We start from the raw sequence: 14,699 nt of genomic DNA, 5'->3' as shown, positions 1-14,699 counted from the left end.
GCGGCCGCCGGTCCGACAGGCCCTCGCGGGCCGGCGCGGGCTACAACCGGACCGGGTAGACCGTCTCCGGGACCTCGGGCTTGATCCGCCCCTCCACGAAGATGCCGTGCCAGACCATGAAGACCAGCAGCGTCCACAGCTTGCGCGAGTAGTCCACCGCAGAGCCGGCCCGCTGGTTGTCCCGGTGCTCGTCGAGCATCCAGAGGATCTGCCGGCGGTCGAGCCACTCGTCGGTCTGGCTCTCCTCGATGATCTGCCGCGCCCACTCGTGCAGGTCCTCGGCCAGCCAGTGCCGGGTGGGCACGGGGAAGCCGAGCTTGCGCCGGTTGAGCACGTGCGGCGGGACGATCTGCTCCAGCGCCCGGCGCAGCGCGTACTTCGTCGTCTCCTTGGTCACCCGCTGGTCCACCGGCAGCGTGCCGGCGACCGCGAACACCTCGGGGTCGAGGAAGGGGACCCGCAGCTCCAGCGAGTTGGCCATGGTCATCTTGTCGGCCTTGACCAGGATGTCGCCGCGCAGCCAGGTGAACAGGTCGACGTACTGCATCGCGGTCACGTCGTCGTAGCCGGCCTCGCGGGTGCGCCGGTACAGCTCGGCGGTCACGGCGACGTGGGAGAGGTCCGGATCGCGCTGCTCCAGGAAGGACAGCTCGTCGTCCCGGAAGATCCGCGCGTTGCCGTAGTAGCGCTGCTCGAGCGGGATGGACCCGCGGCGCAGCAGGTCCTTGCCCCGCATGCCGTCGGGCAGCTTGGCCGACAGCGCGCCGAGGGCCCGCCGGACGCCGCGCGGCAGCTTCTCGAAGGCGGCCAGCGACAGCGGCTCGCGGTAGATGTTGTAGCCGCCGAAGAGCTCGTCGGCGCCCTCCCCGGAGAGCACCACCTTGACGTGCTTGCGCGCCTCGCGGGCCACGAAGTACAGCGGCACGAGCGCGGGGTCGGCCACCGGGTCGTCGAGGTACCAGACCACCAGGGGGATCGACTCCGCGAACTCCTCGGGCGTGACCACCTTGGTGATGTGCTCGACCCCGATGGCCTTCGCCGACTCGGCCGCGACGTCGATCTCCGAGAAGCCCTCCCGCTCGAAGCCGACGGTGAAGGTCATGAGCTGGGGGTTGTAGCGCTTGGCCAGCGCGGCGATCGCGGTCGAGTCGATGCCGCCGGAGAGGAACGACCCGACGGTGACGTCCGCGCGCATGTGCACCCGCACCGAGTCGTCGAGGACCTCGGCGATCCGGTCGTAGAGCGCCTGCTGCTCGTCCTTCGCCACCGGCCGGACCGGGAAGGCCGGGTGGAAGTAGCGCTTCGTCGTCAGCTCGCCGTCCGACACGGTGAAGCTCGTGCCGCTCTCGATGCGCCGGATGCCGCGGTGCAGCGTCGCCGGCTCGGGCACGTACTGCAGCGTCAGGTAGTGCTGCAGGCCGGCCGCGTCCACTCCGCCGGCCGCGTCGCTGCTGCCGAGCAGCTCCAGCAGCGCCTTCTTCTCCGAGCTGAAGACCAGCCCGCCGTCGGCCAGCCGGGCGGTGAACAGCGGCTTGATGCCGAACGGGTCCCGGGCGCCGAACGCCGTCCTCGTCCGGGTGTCCCAGATGACGAAGGCGAACATGCCGCGCAGCCGCTCGACGACCTTCTCGCCCCACAGGTGGTAGCCGGCGACGATCGTCTCGGTGTCGCCGTGGGTGTGCAGCTCGGCGCCCGCGGCGGCGAGCTCCTCGCGCAGCTCGACGTAGTTGTAGATCTCGCCGTTGAACAGGATCCGGTAGCGGTCCTGCGCGTAGGGCATCGGCTGCGGGCTGCCCTCGATGTCGATGAGGGCCAGCCGGTTGAAGGCCAGGACGGCGTTGGCGTCGGACCACACGGCCGTGTCATCGGGACCGCGGTGGTGCAGGCAGTGCAGGGCGCCGCGCATGCCGGCCACGCGGGCGTCGTCGACGCGGTCGGCGTCCGTGGACAGGTAGGCGAGCAGACCGCACATGCGGGTGGTCTCCTGGGGATCGGGGAACGGGGGAGCGTTCGGCGGGAGAGCCGGCTACAGCGGTTGACCGGCGCGGACCCGGGCGGTCACCCGGCGCTCGGCCCAGAAGGACAGGAAGGGGACGACGCCGGCCAGCAGCACCAGGACGGTGCCCTTCCCCGTCCAGCGGGCCTTGAGGGCCAGGTCGAAGGCGGCCACCAGGTAGACGATGTAGAGCAGCCCGTGGATCGGCGACACGATCTTGGAGACCTCGGGGATCCCGGCGGCGTACCGGAGCGGCACCGCGACGAAGACCAGGATCAGCAGCATCACGCCGACGACGTAGGCCATCACGCGGTAGCGGGTGAGGGCGGCGCCGAGGGCGGGGGTGGGCTTCTGCGTCTGCTGGGCCATCAGCGGCCGGCCGCCTGACCGCGGGAGCTCTTCAGCGCCCGCTCGTTGAGCTCGGCCAGGTAGGCGTTGTAGGCGGCCAGCTCCGGGTCGCCGGAGGTGTCGATGCGCGGACGCTGGTACAGGACGACCTCCGAGCCGGGTTCGTCCGCGTCGGGATCGCGGTTCAGCTCCTCGCGGATCATGCGGCTGTAGAACCACAGGCCCATCAACCCGTAGAGGGGCCACTGCAGGGCGTAGCTCCAGTTCACCGCGCCGCCGCCGGCCTCGGCCTTGGTCAGCTGCCAGTAGCCGAGGAACCAGGTGGCGATGAACAGGGCTGCCACCAGCAGGTGCAGGAACACCCACTTCGGGGTCAGCAGCCGGCGGAACACGCCTCCGACTCTAACCGTCGCCGCCGTCCCGCCGGAGTGCGTTCCCGGCGACCGGACGGCGCCCGGGACGCGGATCGGACACCTCCCTGGTCACGGCCGGGCCACGACCCGCCGCCCTGCCGTCTGGCGGTGGGGAGCCGCCGTGCGGGGTCGGATAGTCTCGGCCCAGACTGTGATCGACGTGTGGGCACCGTGTGCCGGAGACGGCCGGAGATCCGCGCGAGGAGGACCGTCCGGGCCGTCCGGGCGGGGGACGAGGAGGCAACGAGCAGTGGCTCGAGTCAGCAGGCTCGCGCGGGTGGGCGCGCTCGGTCTCCTGGGAGGAATCACCCTCACCGGGTGCGACCTCAACAACGAGTTCTGGCGCTTCGGCTGGCCCGAGGGGATCACCGACCGCGCCGAGGACATGCGGCGGCTGTGGACCGGCTCGGTCATCGCGGCGCTGATCGTCGGCATCATCGTCTGGGCCCTGATCGTCTGGGCCATCGTCCGTTACCGGAAGCGCGGCGACGAGCTGCCCCGGCAGACGGCGTACAACCTGCCGCTCGAGATCGTCTACACGATCATCCCGTTCATCATCATCGCGGTCCTGTTCTTCTTCACCGTGGTCGTGCAGAACCGGGTGCAGGAGCGCAGCAACGACCCCGACCTGGTCGTCGCGGTCAACGCGTTCAAGTGGAACTGGCAGTTCGTCTACCCCGAGACCACCGGGCCGGGCGACCAGCCGGTGAACACGGTCGGCAACAGCGAGGAGATCCCGATCCTCGTGCTGCCGACCGACCGGACGGTCCGCTTCGAGGTCGCCTCGGCCGACGTCATCCACTCGTTCTGGGTGCCGGAGTTCCTCTTCAAGCTCGACGTCATCCCCGGCAACGAGAACGGCCGGAACAACGTCTTCGAGGTGACCGTCCAGGAGGAGGGCGCCTACGTCGGCCGCTGCGCCGAGCTGTGCGGCACCTACCACGCGTACATGAACTTCGAGGTGCGGGCGGTGTCCGGTGCCGACTTCGACGCCTACATCACCGCCCGTGAGGACGGCGCCAGCACGGCGCAGGCCCTGGAGAGCATCGGCCAGGCCGGCACCGCGACGTCCACCCACCCGTTCGACCTGGTCAACGACACCCAGCGGGCCGACGACAACCGTCCGGGCGAGCAGGGCGGCAGCGAGAACGTGGGCGGCAACGAGCAGGACGGCGGCAATGACTGACGTGCGGGCCGCGGACCTCACGACGCAGCAGGAGGGACGGCCGTGAAGGTCGAGGCGCTCATCTTCAACGTCATCGCGTTCTTCTGCGTGGTGGCCGCGGTGGTCTACGGCATCTGGGCCCAGGAGCCGATCGGGACGACGGCCCTCGTCCTCTCCGCCGGCCTCACCGGGCTGATCGGCGGGTTCTTCTGGTTCATCTCCCGGCGCATCGACGCGCGCCCGGAGGACCGCAAGGACGCCGACATCGCCGAGGGCGCGGGGGAGCTGGGCTTCTTCAGCCCGGGCAGCTACTGGCCGTTCGCGATCGGCCTGTCCGCCGCGCTGATGGGGCTGGCGCTGGCCTTCTGGTACTCGTGGCTGATCATCATCGCCGGCGTCGCGCTGCTCATCACCATCGGCGGCCTGCTGTTCGAGTACTACGTGGGGCAGAACGCCACCCAGAGCTGACCGCTCACAGCGCTCGACGAGGGCCCCTCCCGCACCGTGCGGGAGGGGCCCTCGTCGTCGTGGCCGGCGCCCGATCCGCGCACGGGCCCGACGCGGGGGAGTGATGTGCGCGGAGGGGGTCTTCCAGGCTGGCGGAATGCCGCCTCCGCGCACATCACCGCGTGCCCGAGGTCGACTCTGGGCGCAGGGTGTCCGCCGGTGTCGAGGGCGCGAGCGGTCCGCGGGTGCTGCCATCGTCGGCCGCGGCGGGAGCCCGGTCCGGTGGCGTCGGTCCCCCAGGCCTGACAACACCAGGGCCCCGACGGACGGATCCGTCGGGGCCCTGGTGAGGTACCGGAAGGGGGTCCTTCCTCAGTCGCGCGGCTCCTGCGGGCGACCGCCGTCCGACGGCCGGCCACCCTCGGCGGGACGACCGCTGGTGGTGAGCTCGCGCTCGGCCGCCTCCGCGGCAGCCAGGCCGTGACCCTCCGCGCGCTGCTCGAGTTCCACCTGCGCCGGCGACTCGATCGGGCTGAAAAACCCGCGGACGGCGCGGCGGGCGCCGCCCACGTGGTTCATCCGCTTGGGCACCGGAGCGCCGCCGTAGGCCAGCTGGCCGTGGCCGTGCTCGTCGACCGGGCCGAGGGGCTGGTGCACCTCGATGAACTCACCGTGCGGCAGCCGCCGGATGACGCCGGTCTCGATGCCGTGCTCGAGCACCTCGCGGTCGTGCCGCTGCAGGCCCAGGCAGATCCGGTAGGTGATCACGTACGCCAGGGGCGGGAGGACGACCAGGCCGATCCGGCCGAACCAGGTCATCGCGTTCAGGCTGATGTCGAACTTGTCGGCGATGACGTCGTTGCCGCCGGAGATGAACAGCACCAGGTAGAACGCGATCGCCATGGCGCCCAGCGACGTCCGGACCGGGACGTCCCGCGGCCGCTGGAGCAGGTTGTGCGTGGCCGTGTCCCGGGTCAGCTTGCGCTCGATCATCGGGTACAGCGCCATGACCGTGAACATGATCCCGGGCAGGACCAGGGTCGGCCAGAGCAGCGCCGGGATCGTGTAGTCGCCCGGGAGGTTGATGTCCCAGGCCGGGAAGAGCCGGGTCGACCCGTCGAGGAAGCCGATGTACCAGTCCGGCTGCGACGCCGCGGAGACCTGCGCCGGGTTGTACGGACCCCACAGCCAGACCGGGTTGATCTGCACCAGACCGCCGAGCAGCGCGCAGACGCCGAAGACGACGAAGAACAGACCGCCGGACTTGGCCGCGAACGTCGGGAAGAACCGGTTGCCGACGACGTTGTGCTCGGTCCGCCCGGGACCGGGGAACTGGGTGTGCTTCTGCTTGATCAGGATCAGCAGGTGCACCGTGATCAGCGCCAGGATGATCCCGGGGATGAGCAGCACGTGCAGGATGTAGAACCGGCCGACGATCAGCTCGCCCGGGTAGTCGCCGCCGAAGACGGCGAAGTACACCCAGGTGCCGATCACCGGGATGGCCAGCATGATCGCCGACGCGATCCGCAGGCCCGTGCCGGAGAGCAGGTCGTCGGGGATCGAGTAGCCGGCGAAGCCCTCCAGGAGGCCGAGCACGAGCAGCCCGATGCCGATCAGCCAGTTGGTCTCGCGCGGCCGGCGGAAGGCGCCCGTGAAGAAGATGCGCAGCAGGTGGACCACGATCGACGCCACGAACAGCAGCGCCGCCCAGTGGTGCAACTGGCGCATGAACAGCCCGCCGCGGACGTCGAAGGACAGGTCCAGCGTCGAGTCGTAGGCCGCCGACATGGACACGCCGCGCAGCGGGGCGTATGAGCCGTCGTAGACGACCTCACGCATCGACGCGTCGAAGAAGAAGGTCAGGTACGTGCCGGAGAGCAGCAGGACGACGAACGAGTAGAGCGCGATCTCGCCGAGCAGGAACGACCAGTGGTCGGGGTAGACCTTGTTCAGGGTCCGCCGGAACCAGTTGGCCGCCACGAACCGCTCGTCGAGTTCGACGGCGGCCTTGCCCAGGCGGGTGGTCGGCACTCCCGGCGCGGTGGCGGTGCGAGCCATCAGATGCGCTCCCGGTTCCAGTACGTGGGGCCGACAGCCTCAGGGTAGTCGTCGCGGGCGATGAAGAAGCCCTCGTCGTCCACCCCGAGCGGCAGCTGCGGCAGCGAGCGGGTCGCCGGTCCGAAGACGGGCTTGGCGCCCTTGGTGATGTCGAACTGCGACTGGTGGCAGGGGCAGAGGATCCGGCTGGTCTCCTGCTCGTACAGCGACACCGGGCAGCCGGCGTGCGTGCAGATCTTGGAGTAGGCGACGTAGTCGGCGTACCCGAAGTCCTCCTGGCCCGGCCGCGGCTCGTTGACCGCCAACTGCTCGGGACGCAGCCGGAAGAGCATCGTCGCGGCGTCGCTGGCGCGGTTGCCGCCCTCGACCGCCGGGAAGACCGTCTGGATCGACCCCGGCTCCGCGTCGCCCGGGCGGATCGGGGTGCCGTCGTCGCGAACCAACCGAACACCGGGGGCCCACGGGGTGGTGCCCAGCGGGTTGCCCTTGTTCGGGTTCTTGATCAGACCGCCCAGCGGCAGGATCAGGGCCAGCCCGATGCCGCCGCCCATGAACAGCAGCGAGCGGGTGATCAGCTTGCGCCGCGCCAGACCGCTGCGGTGACCCCAGCCGGTCAGCGTCGCGCCCGTCGTCATCTGGTCGAAGTGCGAGGTCTCGTGCTTGACCTGCACCGCGGTCTCGTGCGGCAGCAGCCTCTTGGTGAACAGCACCAGGCCGACCCCGACGAGGGTCAGCGCGAGCCCGAGGCACAGGCCCAGCAGGGGCGTGAACAGTGCGCTCCACGTGCTGGTGTTCTCGGTCCACGACCACTCCGGCAGGAACCAGCCGGAGCCGACGTAGACGACGACGAAGCCGAAGGCGAGCAGGCCGGCGAGGAAGAACAGCGTCCCGACCTGGCGGACGGCGCGCTGCTCGAGCCGCGAGCCCGGCTCCGGCCCCGGGTCGACGTGGACGACCTCGACGCCGTCCTGCTCGGCACCGAGCCGGTCGAGGTCCTCGCGGCTCATCGTGGCCAGCCGCTCGCGGCTGTACTCCGCGTCCAGCCCGCCGTGCTCCACGCCGCCCGTGCTGCCCGGGCGCTCGTCACGCGCACTCACGCCTTGCTCCCCATCCAGAAGACTCCGAACAACAATGAGCCGACGCCGACGACCCAGATCACGAGACCCTCGGCGACCGGACCGATCCGCCCGACGCCGGCGCCACCGGGATCGGCCTGCTCCTTGATCGTCTGGACGTAGTTGATGATCGAGCGCTTCTCTTCCGGCGTGAGCTGGTTGTCACCGAACACCGGCATGTTCTCGGGGCCGGTGAGCATCGCGGCGTAGAGCTCGAGGTCGGTGGTGTCGTTCAGGCTCGGCGCGGCCTTGCCGGACGAGAGGGCGCCGCCCTTGCCGACGAAGTTGTGGCAGGAGGCGCAGTTGAGCCGGAACAGCTCACCGCCCGCGGCGAGGTCACCGGCGCGCAGGTCGCCGGAGGGGAGGGTGGGGCCGCCGCCGTTGGCCTGGACGTAGGCCGACAGCTGGTCGATCTCCTCGTCGGAGAACACCGGCGGCTTGTTCTGCGCGTCGGCCTCCTGGCGCACGAGCGGCATGCGGCCGGTGTGCACCTGGAAGTAGACCGCCGCCTCGCCGACGCCGATCAACGACGGGCCGCGGCGCGGGACGCCCTCGAGGTTGTCGCCGTGGCAGGTGATGCAACTGCGCTCGTAGAGGGCCCGGCCGGCCTCCTCGGCGGTGGACGCCGAGATGGTGCCGTCGTCGGCGGCGTTGGCCGGGGCGAAGACGGAGTACAGGGCGCCGGTCAGTACGAGCGCGGCCATCAGGCCGGCGACGTTGGCCAGCCGGCGGCGTGACTTGGAACGGCGGCGCGCGCGGGCCCGGTCGGTCGGGGTGGCCTCGGACTTCGGGTTCGTGGTGGACACCGGCTTCCTAGCGGATGAAGTAGATCGTGCTGAACAGCCCGATCCACACGACGTCGACGAAGTGCCAGTAGTAGGAGACCACGATCGCCGAGGTCGCCTGTGCCGGCGTGAAGCGGCCCATGGTGGACCGGATGAGCATGAAGACGAAGGCCACGAGGCCACCGATGACGTGCAGGCCGTGGAAGCCGGTGGCCAGGTAGAAGACCGAGCCGTACGTGCTCGAGGAGATCGTGGTGCCCTCCTCGACCAGCTGGATGTACTCGTAGCCCTGGCCCAGCACGAAGGCCAGGCCCATGAGGAAGGTGAGGGAGTACCACCGGCGCAGCCCGTAGACGTTGCCCTGCTCCGCCGCGAAGACGCCCATCTGACAGGTCACCGACGAGGCGACCAGGATGATCGTGACCACCAGCGCGTACGGCACGTTCAGCTCGGTGGGCTCCGGCGGCCACCCTTCGGTGGACCGGGCGCGCGCGGTGAAGTACATGGCGAACAGCCCGGCGAAGAACATCAGCTCGCTGGCGAGCCAGATGATCGTGCCGACGCTGACCATGTTCGGTCGGGTCAGGGAGTGCACCCGCGTGGTGTCGAAGGCGCTGCTCGCAACGGGGGCCGTTGTCACGAGGTCATCATGGCATCGGCACAGGGTGGTCACGACTGCGGGTGCGATGGCGTGGCGGCCACCGTGACCTCCTCGATACGCAGCCCTTCGCCGCTTGCCGTGGATCATCGCCGGTGGGCACTAGGCTCCGGCCCGTGACTGACGCCGTACCGGCCACCGTGCTCGTCTACAGCCACCGCCCCGAGGTCCGCGACGCCGTCCGGACGGCGGTCGGGCGACGACCGGCCGCCGACGTCGGACCGCTCACCTGGGTGGAGTGCGAGACGGGCGACGAGGTGGTCACCGCCGTCGACCTCGGCGGCATCGACCTGTGCATCCTCGACGGCGAGGCGCAGCCCACCGGCGGCCTGGCGCTGGCCCGCCAGCTCAAGGAGGAGCTGGTCGACTGCCCGGCGCTGTGCGTGCTCATCGCCCGCCAGCCCGACCGCTGGCTGGCCCACTGGTCCCTCGCCGACGGCACCCTGCCGTTCCCGGTCGACCCGCTGACCGCCCCCGGCGTCGTCGCCGAGCTGGTGCGCGAGCACGCGGCCCGGCCGCCGGCCGCCCGCCGCTAGCCGCCGATGAGCGCGCCGACCTGGCCGGGGCTGCTCGGCCGGCTGCTGGCCCGGCAGGACCTGTCCTCGGCCGACACGGCGTGGGCGATGGGCGAGATCATGAGCGGGGAGGCGACTCCCGCGCAGATCGCCGCCTTCGTCGTCGCACTGCGCGCCAAGGGGGAGGCGCCCGAGGAGGTCGCCGGCCTCGCGGACACCATGCGCGACCGGGCCACGCCGGTGGACCTGCCGCTGGACTGCGTCGACATCGTCGGCACCGGCGGCGACGGGGCGCACACGGTCAACATCTCCTCCATGGCCTCCGTCGTGGCCGCCGCGGCGGGGGTGCCGGTCGCCAAGCACGGCAACCGGGCGGCGTCGTCGTCCTCGGGGTCGGCCGACGTGCTCGAGGCGCTCGGCGTCGTGATCGACCTGCCCGCGCCCGGGGTGGCCCGGTGCGTGCAGGAGGCCGGCATCGGCTTCTTCTTCGCGCCTGTCTTCCACCCCGGCTTCCGGCACACCGCGGTCCCGCGGCGGGAGATGGGCATCGGCACCGTCTTCAACTTCCTCGGGCCGCTGACCAACCCGGCCCGCCCGGTGGCGGCCGCCATCGGCTGCGCCGACCTGCGCATGGCCCCCGTGCTCGCCGCGGTCCTCGCCGGCCGCGGCACCCGCGCCGTGGTGTTCCGGGGGGACGACGGCCTCGACGAGCTCACCACCGCCACGACGTCCTCGGTGTGGGTGGTGCGCGACGGCGAGGTCGAGCCCGACCGGGTGGACCCCTCTGCCCTCGGCATCGCCCCGCCGGCGCCGGACGCGCTGCGCGGCGGCGACCCGGCGTTCAACGCGGCGGTCTTCCGGCGGGTGGTCGACGGCGAGCCCGGCCCGGTGCGCGACGCCGTGCTGCTCAACGCCGCCGCCGCACTGTCGGCCTTCGAGACCCGCGCCGAACGGCTGCACGACGCACTGGCCACCGGGATGGCCCGGGCGGCCGCCGCGGTCGACGACGGGCGGGCGGCGGCGCTGCTCGACCGCTGGGTGTCCGTCAGCCGCGCGCTGGCGGCCGCGGACCGTTAGTCCGCCGTCTCGAAGCCGATCGAGAACGCCGCCTCGAGGTCGTGCCGCGAGTAGGCCCGGAAGGCGATGTGGGTGTCGGTGTCGACGACGCCGGGGACCTTGTTGATGCGGCCGGCGATGACCTCGGCGACCTGCTCGAACTCGCGCACCCGCACGATCGCGATGAGGTCGGTGTCGCCGGCGACGGAGTAGACCTCGCTGACCCCGTCGAGGTCGGCGACCGCCTGGGCGACCTCGCCGATGGAGTCGGTGGCCGCGTCGATCATCACGATGGCGGTGATCACGCCGGGGAGCCTAGCCGGGCCGCACCCCGGCCGCCCGGACCCGGCGTGACGCGTTCGGGGCGGGCGCGGGTGCCGAGCGAGCGCGCGTCGGCGAACGGGTCGCGCTCGATCCGGCCGGCGTCGACGCGGGCGAGGAAGCCGCTGTACGCGCCGGTGCCCGGAGCGGGGCAGGCGAGCGTGCCCTCCACCTGGACCAGCCGGGTGCCGGGTTTCTCGATCCACCGCATCACCAGCTCGGTCTCGTCGACCGAGGCCGCCGGCTCGTCGGCCGGGCCGGTGGGCGTCTCCGCCGTGGCGAGCAGGCCGGGCAGCGTGCCGCGCACCGAGGTGCCGCGGGGCGCGTTGCCCGCCGCCACCAGCCGCCCCCGGCGGACGACGGACAGCTGCCAGCCGCCGTCGCCGTCGGGGCGGGCCAGCACCAGCTCGGGGACGGCGGCCAGCGACTCCAGCCGCTGCCGACGGCGGACGGCGCGGACGAGGACGGCGACCCGGTCGCGGAGCACCGCGGCGTCCTCGTAGCGCTCCGCGGCGGCCAGCCGGTCGACCCGCAGCAGCAGCGGCGCGATCAGCTCGCGCGGGTCCGAGGCGACGGCCGCGCGGAACACGGCGGTGATCCGGGCGTACTCCTCGACCGACTGGGCGCCGGTGCACGGCGCGCCGCAGCGGCCCATGCCGGCCAGCGCGCAGGCGGTGCCCAGCACCCGCGGGGACAGCCGCGAGGTGCACTGCCGCAGCGGCAGGGCCTCGTGGACGGCGGCGGCCGCGGCGTCGGCGGCCCGCCGGTCGGGGAACGGCCCGAGGAACACCCCGGCGCCGGGCCGCACCCGGCGGACCACCGACAGCCGGGGGAACGGCTCCTCGGTCAGCCGCAGCCACAGCGCCCGCTCCGGGAACCGGGACCGCCGGTTGTAGCGGGGCTTGTGCTCGGCGATCAGCCGCAGCTCGCGCACCGCCGCCTCCAGGTCGTGCGCGCAGGGCAGCGCCTCGACCCGCGTGGCGAGGCCGACCATCTCGGTGATCCGGCTGCGCTGCTCGCCGGAGGTGAAGTAGCTGCGCACCCGGCTGCGCAGGTCGTTCGACGTCCCGACGTAGAGCGGCTCGTCGCGCGGGCCGCGGAAGACGTAGACGCCCGGGCCGTGCGGCACGTCGTCGGCCAGGTGCCGCTTGCGCCGCCGCTCGGGGTCGATCTGCCGGGTGAGGCCGGTGAGCTCCTCCAGCGAGGTGATCCCGAGCGGGCCGAGCCGCTCGAAGAGCCCGTGCAGCACGTCGACGGTGGCCCGGGCGTCGGCGAGGGCGCGGTGGCAGGGCTGGGTGCTGGTGGAGAAGTAGGGAGCGAGGGTGGCCAGCTTGCAGTTGGGCACCTCGTCGCGGGTGAGCAGCCGCCGGGCGAGGACGGCGGTGTCGACGGAGGCGGCCGCGGGCCACGCGAAGCCGTTCTCGGCGCAGGCGGCCTTGAGGAACCCGATGTCGAACGGCGCGTTGTGGGCCACGAGCACCGCGCCCTGCGCGAACTCCAGGAAGGCCGGGAGGACGGCGCCGATCCGCGGGGCCGCGGCGACCATCGACGTGGTGATCCCGGTGAGCACGCTGATGTAGGGCGGGATCTCCCTGCCCGGGTCGACGAGGGTCTGGAACTCGCCGAGCACCTCGCCGCCGCGGACCTTGACCGCGCCGATCTCGGTGATCGCGCTGTCGGCCGGGGAGCCGCCGGTGGTCTCGAGGTCGACGACGACGAAGGTGACCCCCGACAGCGGCGTGCCCAGTTCGTCGATCGTCCCCTGCACGTAGCCCGGCGGGTCGAAGACCGCGGCGCCGGCCCGGGGAGCGGGGAAGAGTCCGGGGAAGGCGGGCACGGGGCGGACGGTAGGTGGGGGCAACGACAGTCCCGGGGACGCGCGCCGGTCGGTCAGGGCTCCCGGCCCACCCGATTTGGGGGCCGCGAGCGGACATTCGTGGGTGCCGCAGGTCGCCCGCGTGGGGGAAACTTGCTTCTCACCTGGCGGGACGCGGGGGCCCGGGACAGGATCCCCCTCGCCGCTCAGAGCAGGCCAGACAGCCCAGAGGTGGTCCGATGCCCGTGCGCTCCCGGTGGCGCACCCGACGCCGCTCGTCGGCGTCCCTCCTGGCGGTCGTGGCGGCGCTCGTGCTGGCCGTGGTCTTCCCGCTCGCCGTCCCCGCCGGCGCCGACCCCAGCGACCAGCCGGGCGGCACCTCCGGCGTCCTCGACTCCTCGGCGCTGGACGAGTTGCAGCAGCGCGCGGCCGAGGTCCAGGTGGGGCTGCAGGAGCGCCAGGTCGAGATCGTCCAGGCGCAGGAGGAGCTCGCCGCCGCCCAGCAGGACGTGGACGCCGCCCAGGCGGTGCTGGACGACACCGAGGGCGTGCTGGCCGAGCGCCAGGCCGTGGTGGCCCAGTACGCGGCGGCGGCCTACCGGGACGGCGGCTCGCTGACCCCGCTCACCGTCCTGCTCAGCGGGGGCGACCCCGGCGACATCGTCTCCGCGATGGGCTACCTGGAGGCCGTCGACCGCTACACCGCCGACGTGCTGGCCGCCGCGGAGCAGCAGCGCCAGGCGGCGCTGGCCGACCAGTCCGCCGCGCAGGCCGCGCTGGACGAGGCGAAGCGGCGGGCCGGCGAGGTGCAGGAGCAGATCGACGAGCTCGAGGCGCAGGCCGAGGCGGTGACCGACGACCTGGGCCGGGCCCTCGACGTCGTCGACGACCAGCTCACCCAGCTGCAGCGCGAGCAGCTCGACGTCAACTCGCGGACGGCGGCCAACTGGCGGGTCTACCTCAAGCAGCTGGCCGACGCCGGGATCGTCGCGCCGGCCGCGGCGGCCCTGCGCGACCCCGAGTCCTCACTGCCCCCGGGCCTCGAGCCCGTCGCCTCGCAGGCCGGCGGGGCGCAGCGGGGTGCGGCCCAGATGCCGCGCCAGCCCACCTCGCTGCTGGTGCTGCCCGCCGAGACCCTGAACGCGGTCACGGCCGCGATGGACGCGCTCGGCAAGCCCTACGCCCCCGGCACCGCCGGGCCGGACTCCTGGGCTTGCGGCACGCTCGTCCAGACGGTGTACCGGTCGGCCGGGATCCAGCTGCCGGGCGACCAGGCCGGGCTGTTCGCCGTGACCACGCCGGTCGACCCCGCCGACGTGCTCCCCGGCGACCTGGTCTTCCTCGGCACCGCCGAGTCCGGCCTCGGGCACGTCGGCATCGCCCTGGACCCGCAGACCATGCTGGCCGCCGACGCGCGGGCGGGCGCGGTCGTCGTCCGCAAGCTGCCGGCCGACCAGGTGCTGGGCATCGGCCGGCCGAGCCTCGGCCAGCGCGCGCCGGTCGACGCGCCCGGGCCCACCGGCGGGGCTCTGAAGGTCGAGTGCGGCAACACCGTCTACCCGCCGAGCTACGACGGCGCGCGGGCGTGGGGCGGCTACCCGAACGGGCTGATCCCGCCCAGCGCGATGTGCCCGATCGGCGTCGGCGGGCACCAGCTGCGCTGCGACGCCGCGGCGGCGTGGAAGGCGATGTCCGCGGCGTTCGCCGACGCCTTCGGGTCGCCGATCTGCATCACCGACTCCTACCGCAGCTACGCCAGCCAGGTGAAGCTCTACGGGGAGAAGCCCGCGCTCGCGGCGGTCCCCGGCACCAGCAACCACGGCTGGGGTCTGGCGACCGACCTCTGCGGGGGCATCCAGACGTACGGGACGCCGCAGTACACCTGGATGGTGGCCAACGCCGGCCGGTTCGGCTGGCTGCACCCCACCTGGGCCGATCCCGGCAACGGCCGCGAGGAGCCCTGGCACTGGGAGTACGCGGGCACCTGATCGGCGTCCGTGTCAACC

14 protein-coding genes are annotated in these 14,699 nt (G+C 72.5%); 5 read left to right on the top strand and 9 right to left on the bottom strand.

From position 1 onward, the window contains the following. Nucleotides 1-40 precede the first annotated feature (40 nt). Genes asnB through ACWIYF_RS16720 form a run of 3 tightly spaced genes read right to left on the bottom strand, consistent with a single transcriptional unit; the run spans nt 41 to nt 2,736 of the window. Complete coding sequence (gene asnB, locus ACWIYF_RS16730) at nt 41-1,972, bottom strand: asparagine synthase (glutamine-hydrolyzing) (RefSeq protein WP_448623955.1); 1,932 nt, start codon at nt 1,970-1,972, stop codon at nt 41-43. 54 nt (nt 1,973-2,026) lie between these two features. Further along, a complete protein-coding gene (locus ACWIYF_RS16725; RefSeq protein ID WP_448623954.1) occupies nt 2,027-2,365 on the bottom strand; it encodes a DUF3817 domain-containing protein in 339 nt (112 codons plus the stop codon). After that, nucleotides 2,365-2,736: a metalloprotease gene (locus ACWIYF_RS16720; protein WP_448623953.1), complete on the bottom strand. Its 372-nt coding sequence runs from the start codon at nt 2,734-2,736 to the stop codon at nt 2,365-2,367. The genes ACWIYF_RS16725 and ACWIYF_RS16720 overlap by 1 nt, the downstream gene beginning before the upstream one ends. A gap of 298 nt (nt 2,737-3,034) precedes the next feature. On the opposite strand from ACWIYF_RS16720, the gene ctaC reads away from it, so the two are divergent. Both ctaC and ACWIYF_RS16710 read left to right on the top strand, forming a co-directional pair. Continuing rightward, nucleotides 3,035-3,943, top strand: a complete 909-nt coding sequence (gene ctaC / locus ACWIYF_RS16715; RefSeq protein ID WP_448623952.1) for an aa3-type cytochrome oxidase subunit II — start codon at nt 3,035-3,037, stop codon at nt 3,941-3,943. 42 nt (nt 3,944-3,985) lie between these two features. Further along, on the top strand, nt 3,986-4,390 hold the full coding sequence (locus ACWIYF_RS16710) for a cytochrome c oxidase subunit 4 (protein ID WP_448623951.1): 405 nt from the start codon (nt 3,986-3,988) through the stop codon (nt 4,388-4,390). A 351-nt stretch (nt 4,391-4,741) separates the two neighbouring features. Here ACWIYF_RS16710 and qcrB read toward each other — a convergent pair whose 3' ends face one another. The 4 genes from qcrB to ctaE are packed head-to-tail and all read right to left on the bottom strand — an operon-like array spanning nt 4,742 to nt 8,967. Beyond that, nucleotides 4,742-6,427: a cytochrome bc1 complex cytochrome b subunit gene (gene qcrB, locus ACWIYF_RS16705; RefSeq protein ID WP_448623950.1), complete on the bottom strand. Its 1,686-nt coding sequence runs from the start codon at nt 6,425-6,427 to the stop codon at nt 4,742-4,744. After that, nucleotides 6,427-7,524, bottom strand: coding sequence for a cytochrome bc1 complex Rieske iron-sulfur subunit (gene qcrA, locus ACWIYF_RS16700; RefSeq protein ID WP_448623949.1), 1,098 nt, complete (start codon nt 7,522-7,524; stop codon nt 6,427-6,429). Before qcrA ends, qcrB begins: the two co-directional genes overlap by 1 nt. Continuing rightward, the gene (gene qcrC / locus ACWIYF_RS16695) at nt 7,521-8,348 is read right to left on the bottom strand and encodes a cytochrome bc1 complex diheme cytochrome c subunit (RefSeq protein ID WP_448623948.1); all 828 of its coding nucleotides are present in this window, start codon (nt 8,346-8,348) and stop codon (nt 7,521-7,523) included. The genes qcrA and qcrC overlap by 4 nt, the downstream gene beginning before the upstream one ends. Before the next feature lie 7 nt (nt 8,349-8,355). Next, a complete protein-coding gene (ctaE, locus tag ACWIYF_RS16690) occupies nt 8,356-8,967 on the bottom strand; it encodes an aa3-type cytochrome oxidase subunit III (protein WP_448623947.1) in 612 nt (203 codons plus the stop codon). Nucleotides 8,968-9,101: 134 nt separating this feature from the next. Here ctaE and ACWIYF_RS16685 point away from each other — a divergent pair, with 134 nt between their 5' ends. Both ACWIYF_RS16685 and trpD read left to right on the top strand, forming a co-directional pair. Next, complete coding sequence (locus ACWIYF_RS16685; protein ID WP_448623946.1) at nt 9,102-9,521, top strand: hypothetical protein; 420 nt, start codon at nt 9,102-9,104, stop codon at nt 9,519-9,521. Between the two features lie 6 nt (nt 9,522-9,527). Beyond that, a complete protein-coding gene (trpD, locus tag ACWIYF_RS16680; RefSeq protein WP_448623945.1) occupies nt 9,528-10,577 on the top strand; it encodes an anthranilate phosphoribosyltransferase in 1,050 nt (349 codons plus the stop codon). Here trpD and ACWIYF_RS16675 read toward each other — a convergent pair. Both ACWIYF_RS16675 and ACWIYF_RS16670 read right to left on the bottom strand, forming a co-directional pair. After that, nucleotides 10,574-10,861 (bottom strand): Lrp/AsnC family transcriptional regulator, encoded by a 288-nt coding sequence (locus ACWIYF_RS16675; protein ID WP_448623944.1) that lies wholly within the window; start codon nt 10,859-10,861, stop codon nt 10,574-10,576. The two genes, trpD and ACWIYF_RS16675, sit on opposite strands and share 4 nt — an antisense overlap. After that, nucleotides 10,858-12,714, bottom strand: coding sequence for a DEDD exonuclease domain-containing protein (locus tag ACWIYF_RS16670; RefSeq protein ID WP_448623943.1), 1,857 nt, complete (start codon nt 12,712-12,714; stop codon nt 10,858-10,860). The genes ACWIYF_RS16675 and ACWIYF_RS16670 overlap by 4 nt, the downstream gene beginning before the upstream one ends. 218 nt (nt 12,715-12,932) lie before the next feature. Between ACWIYF_RS16670 and ACWIYF_RS16665 the strand changes: the two genes are divergently transcribed. Beyond that, the gene (locus ACWIYF_RS16665) at nt 12,933-14,681 is read left to right on the top strand and encodes a D-alanyl-D-alanine carboxypeptidase family protein (protein WP_448623942.1); all 1,749 of its coding nucleotides are present in this window, start codon (nt 12,933-12,935) and stop codon (nt 14,679-14,681) included. The last annotated feature ends 18 nt before the right edge of the window (nt 14,682-14,699 follow it).

This window comes from Geodermatophilus sp. URMC 64, assembly GCF_053502555.1.
Note: the sequence above shows the minus strand (reverse complement) of the source record. Positions and strands in the feature narration are given on the sequence as shown.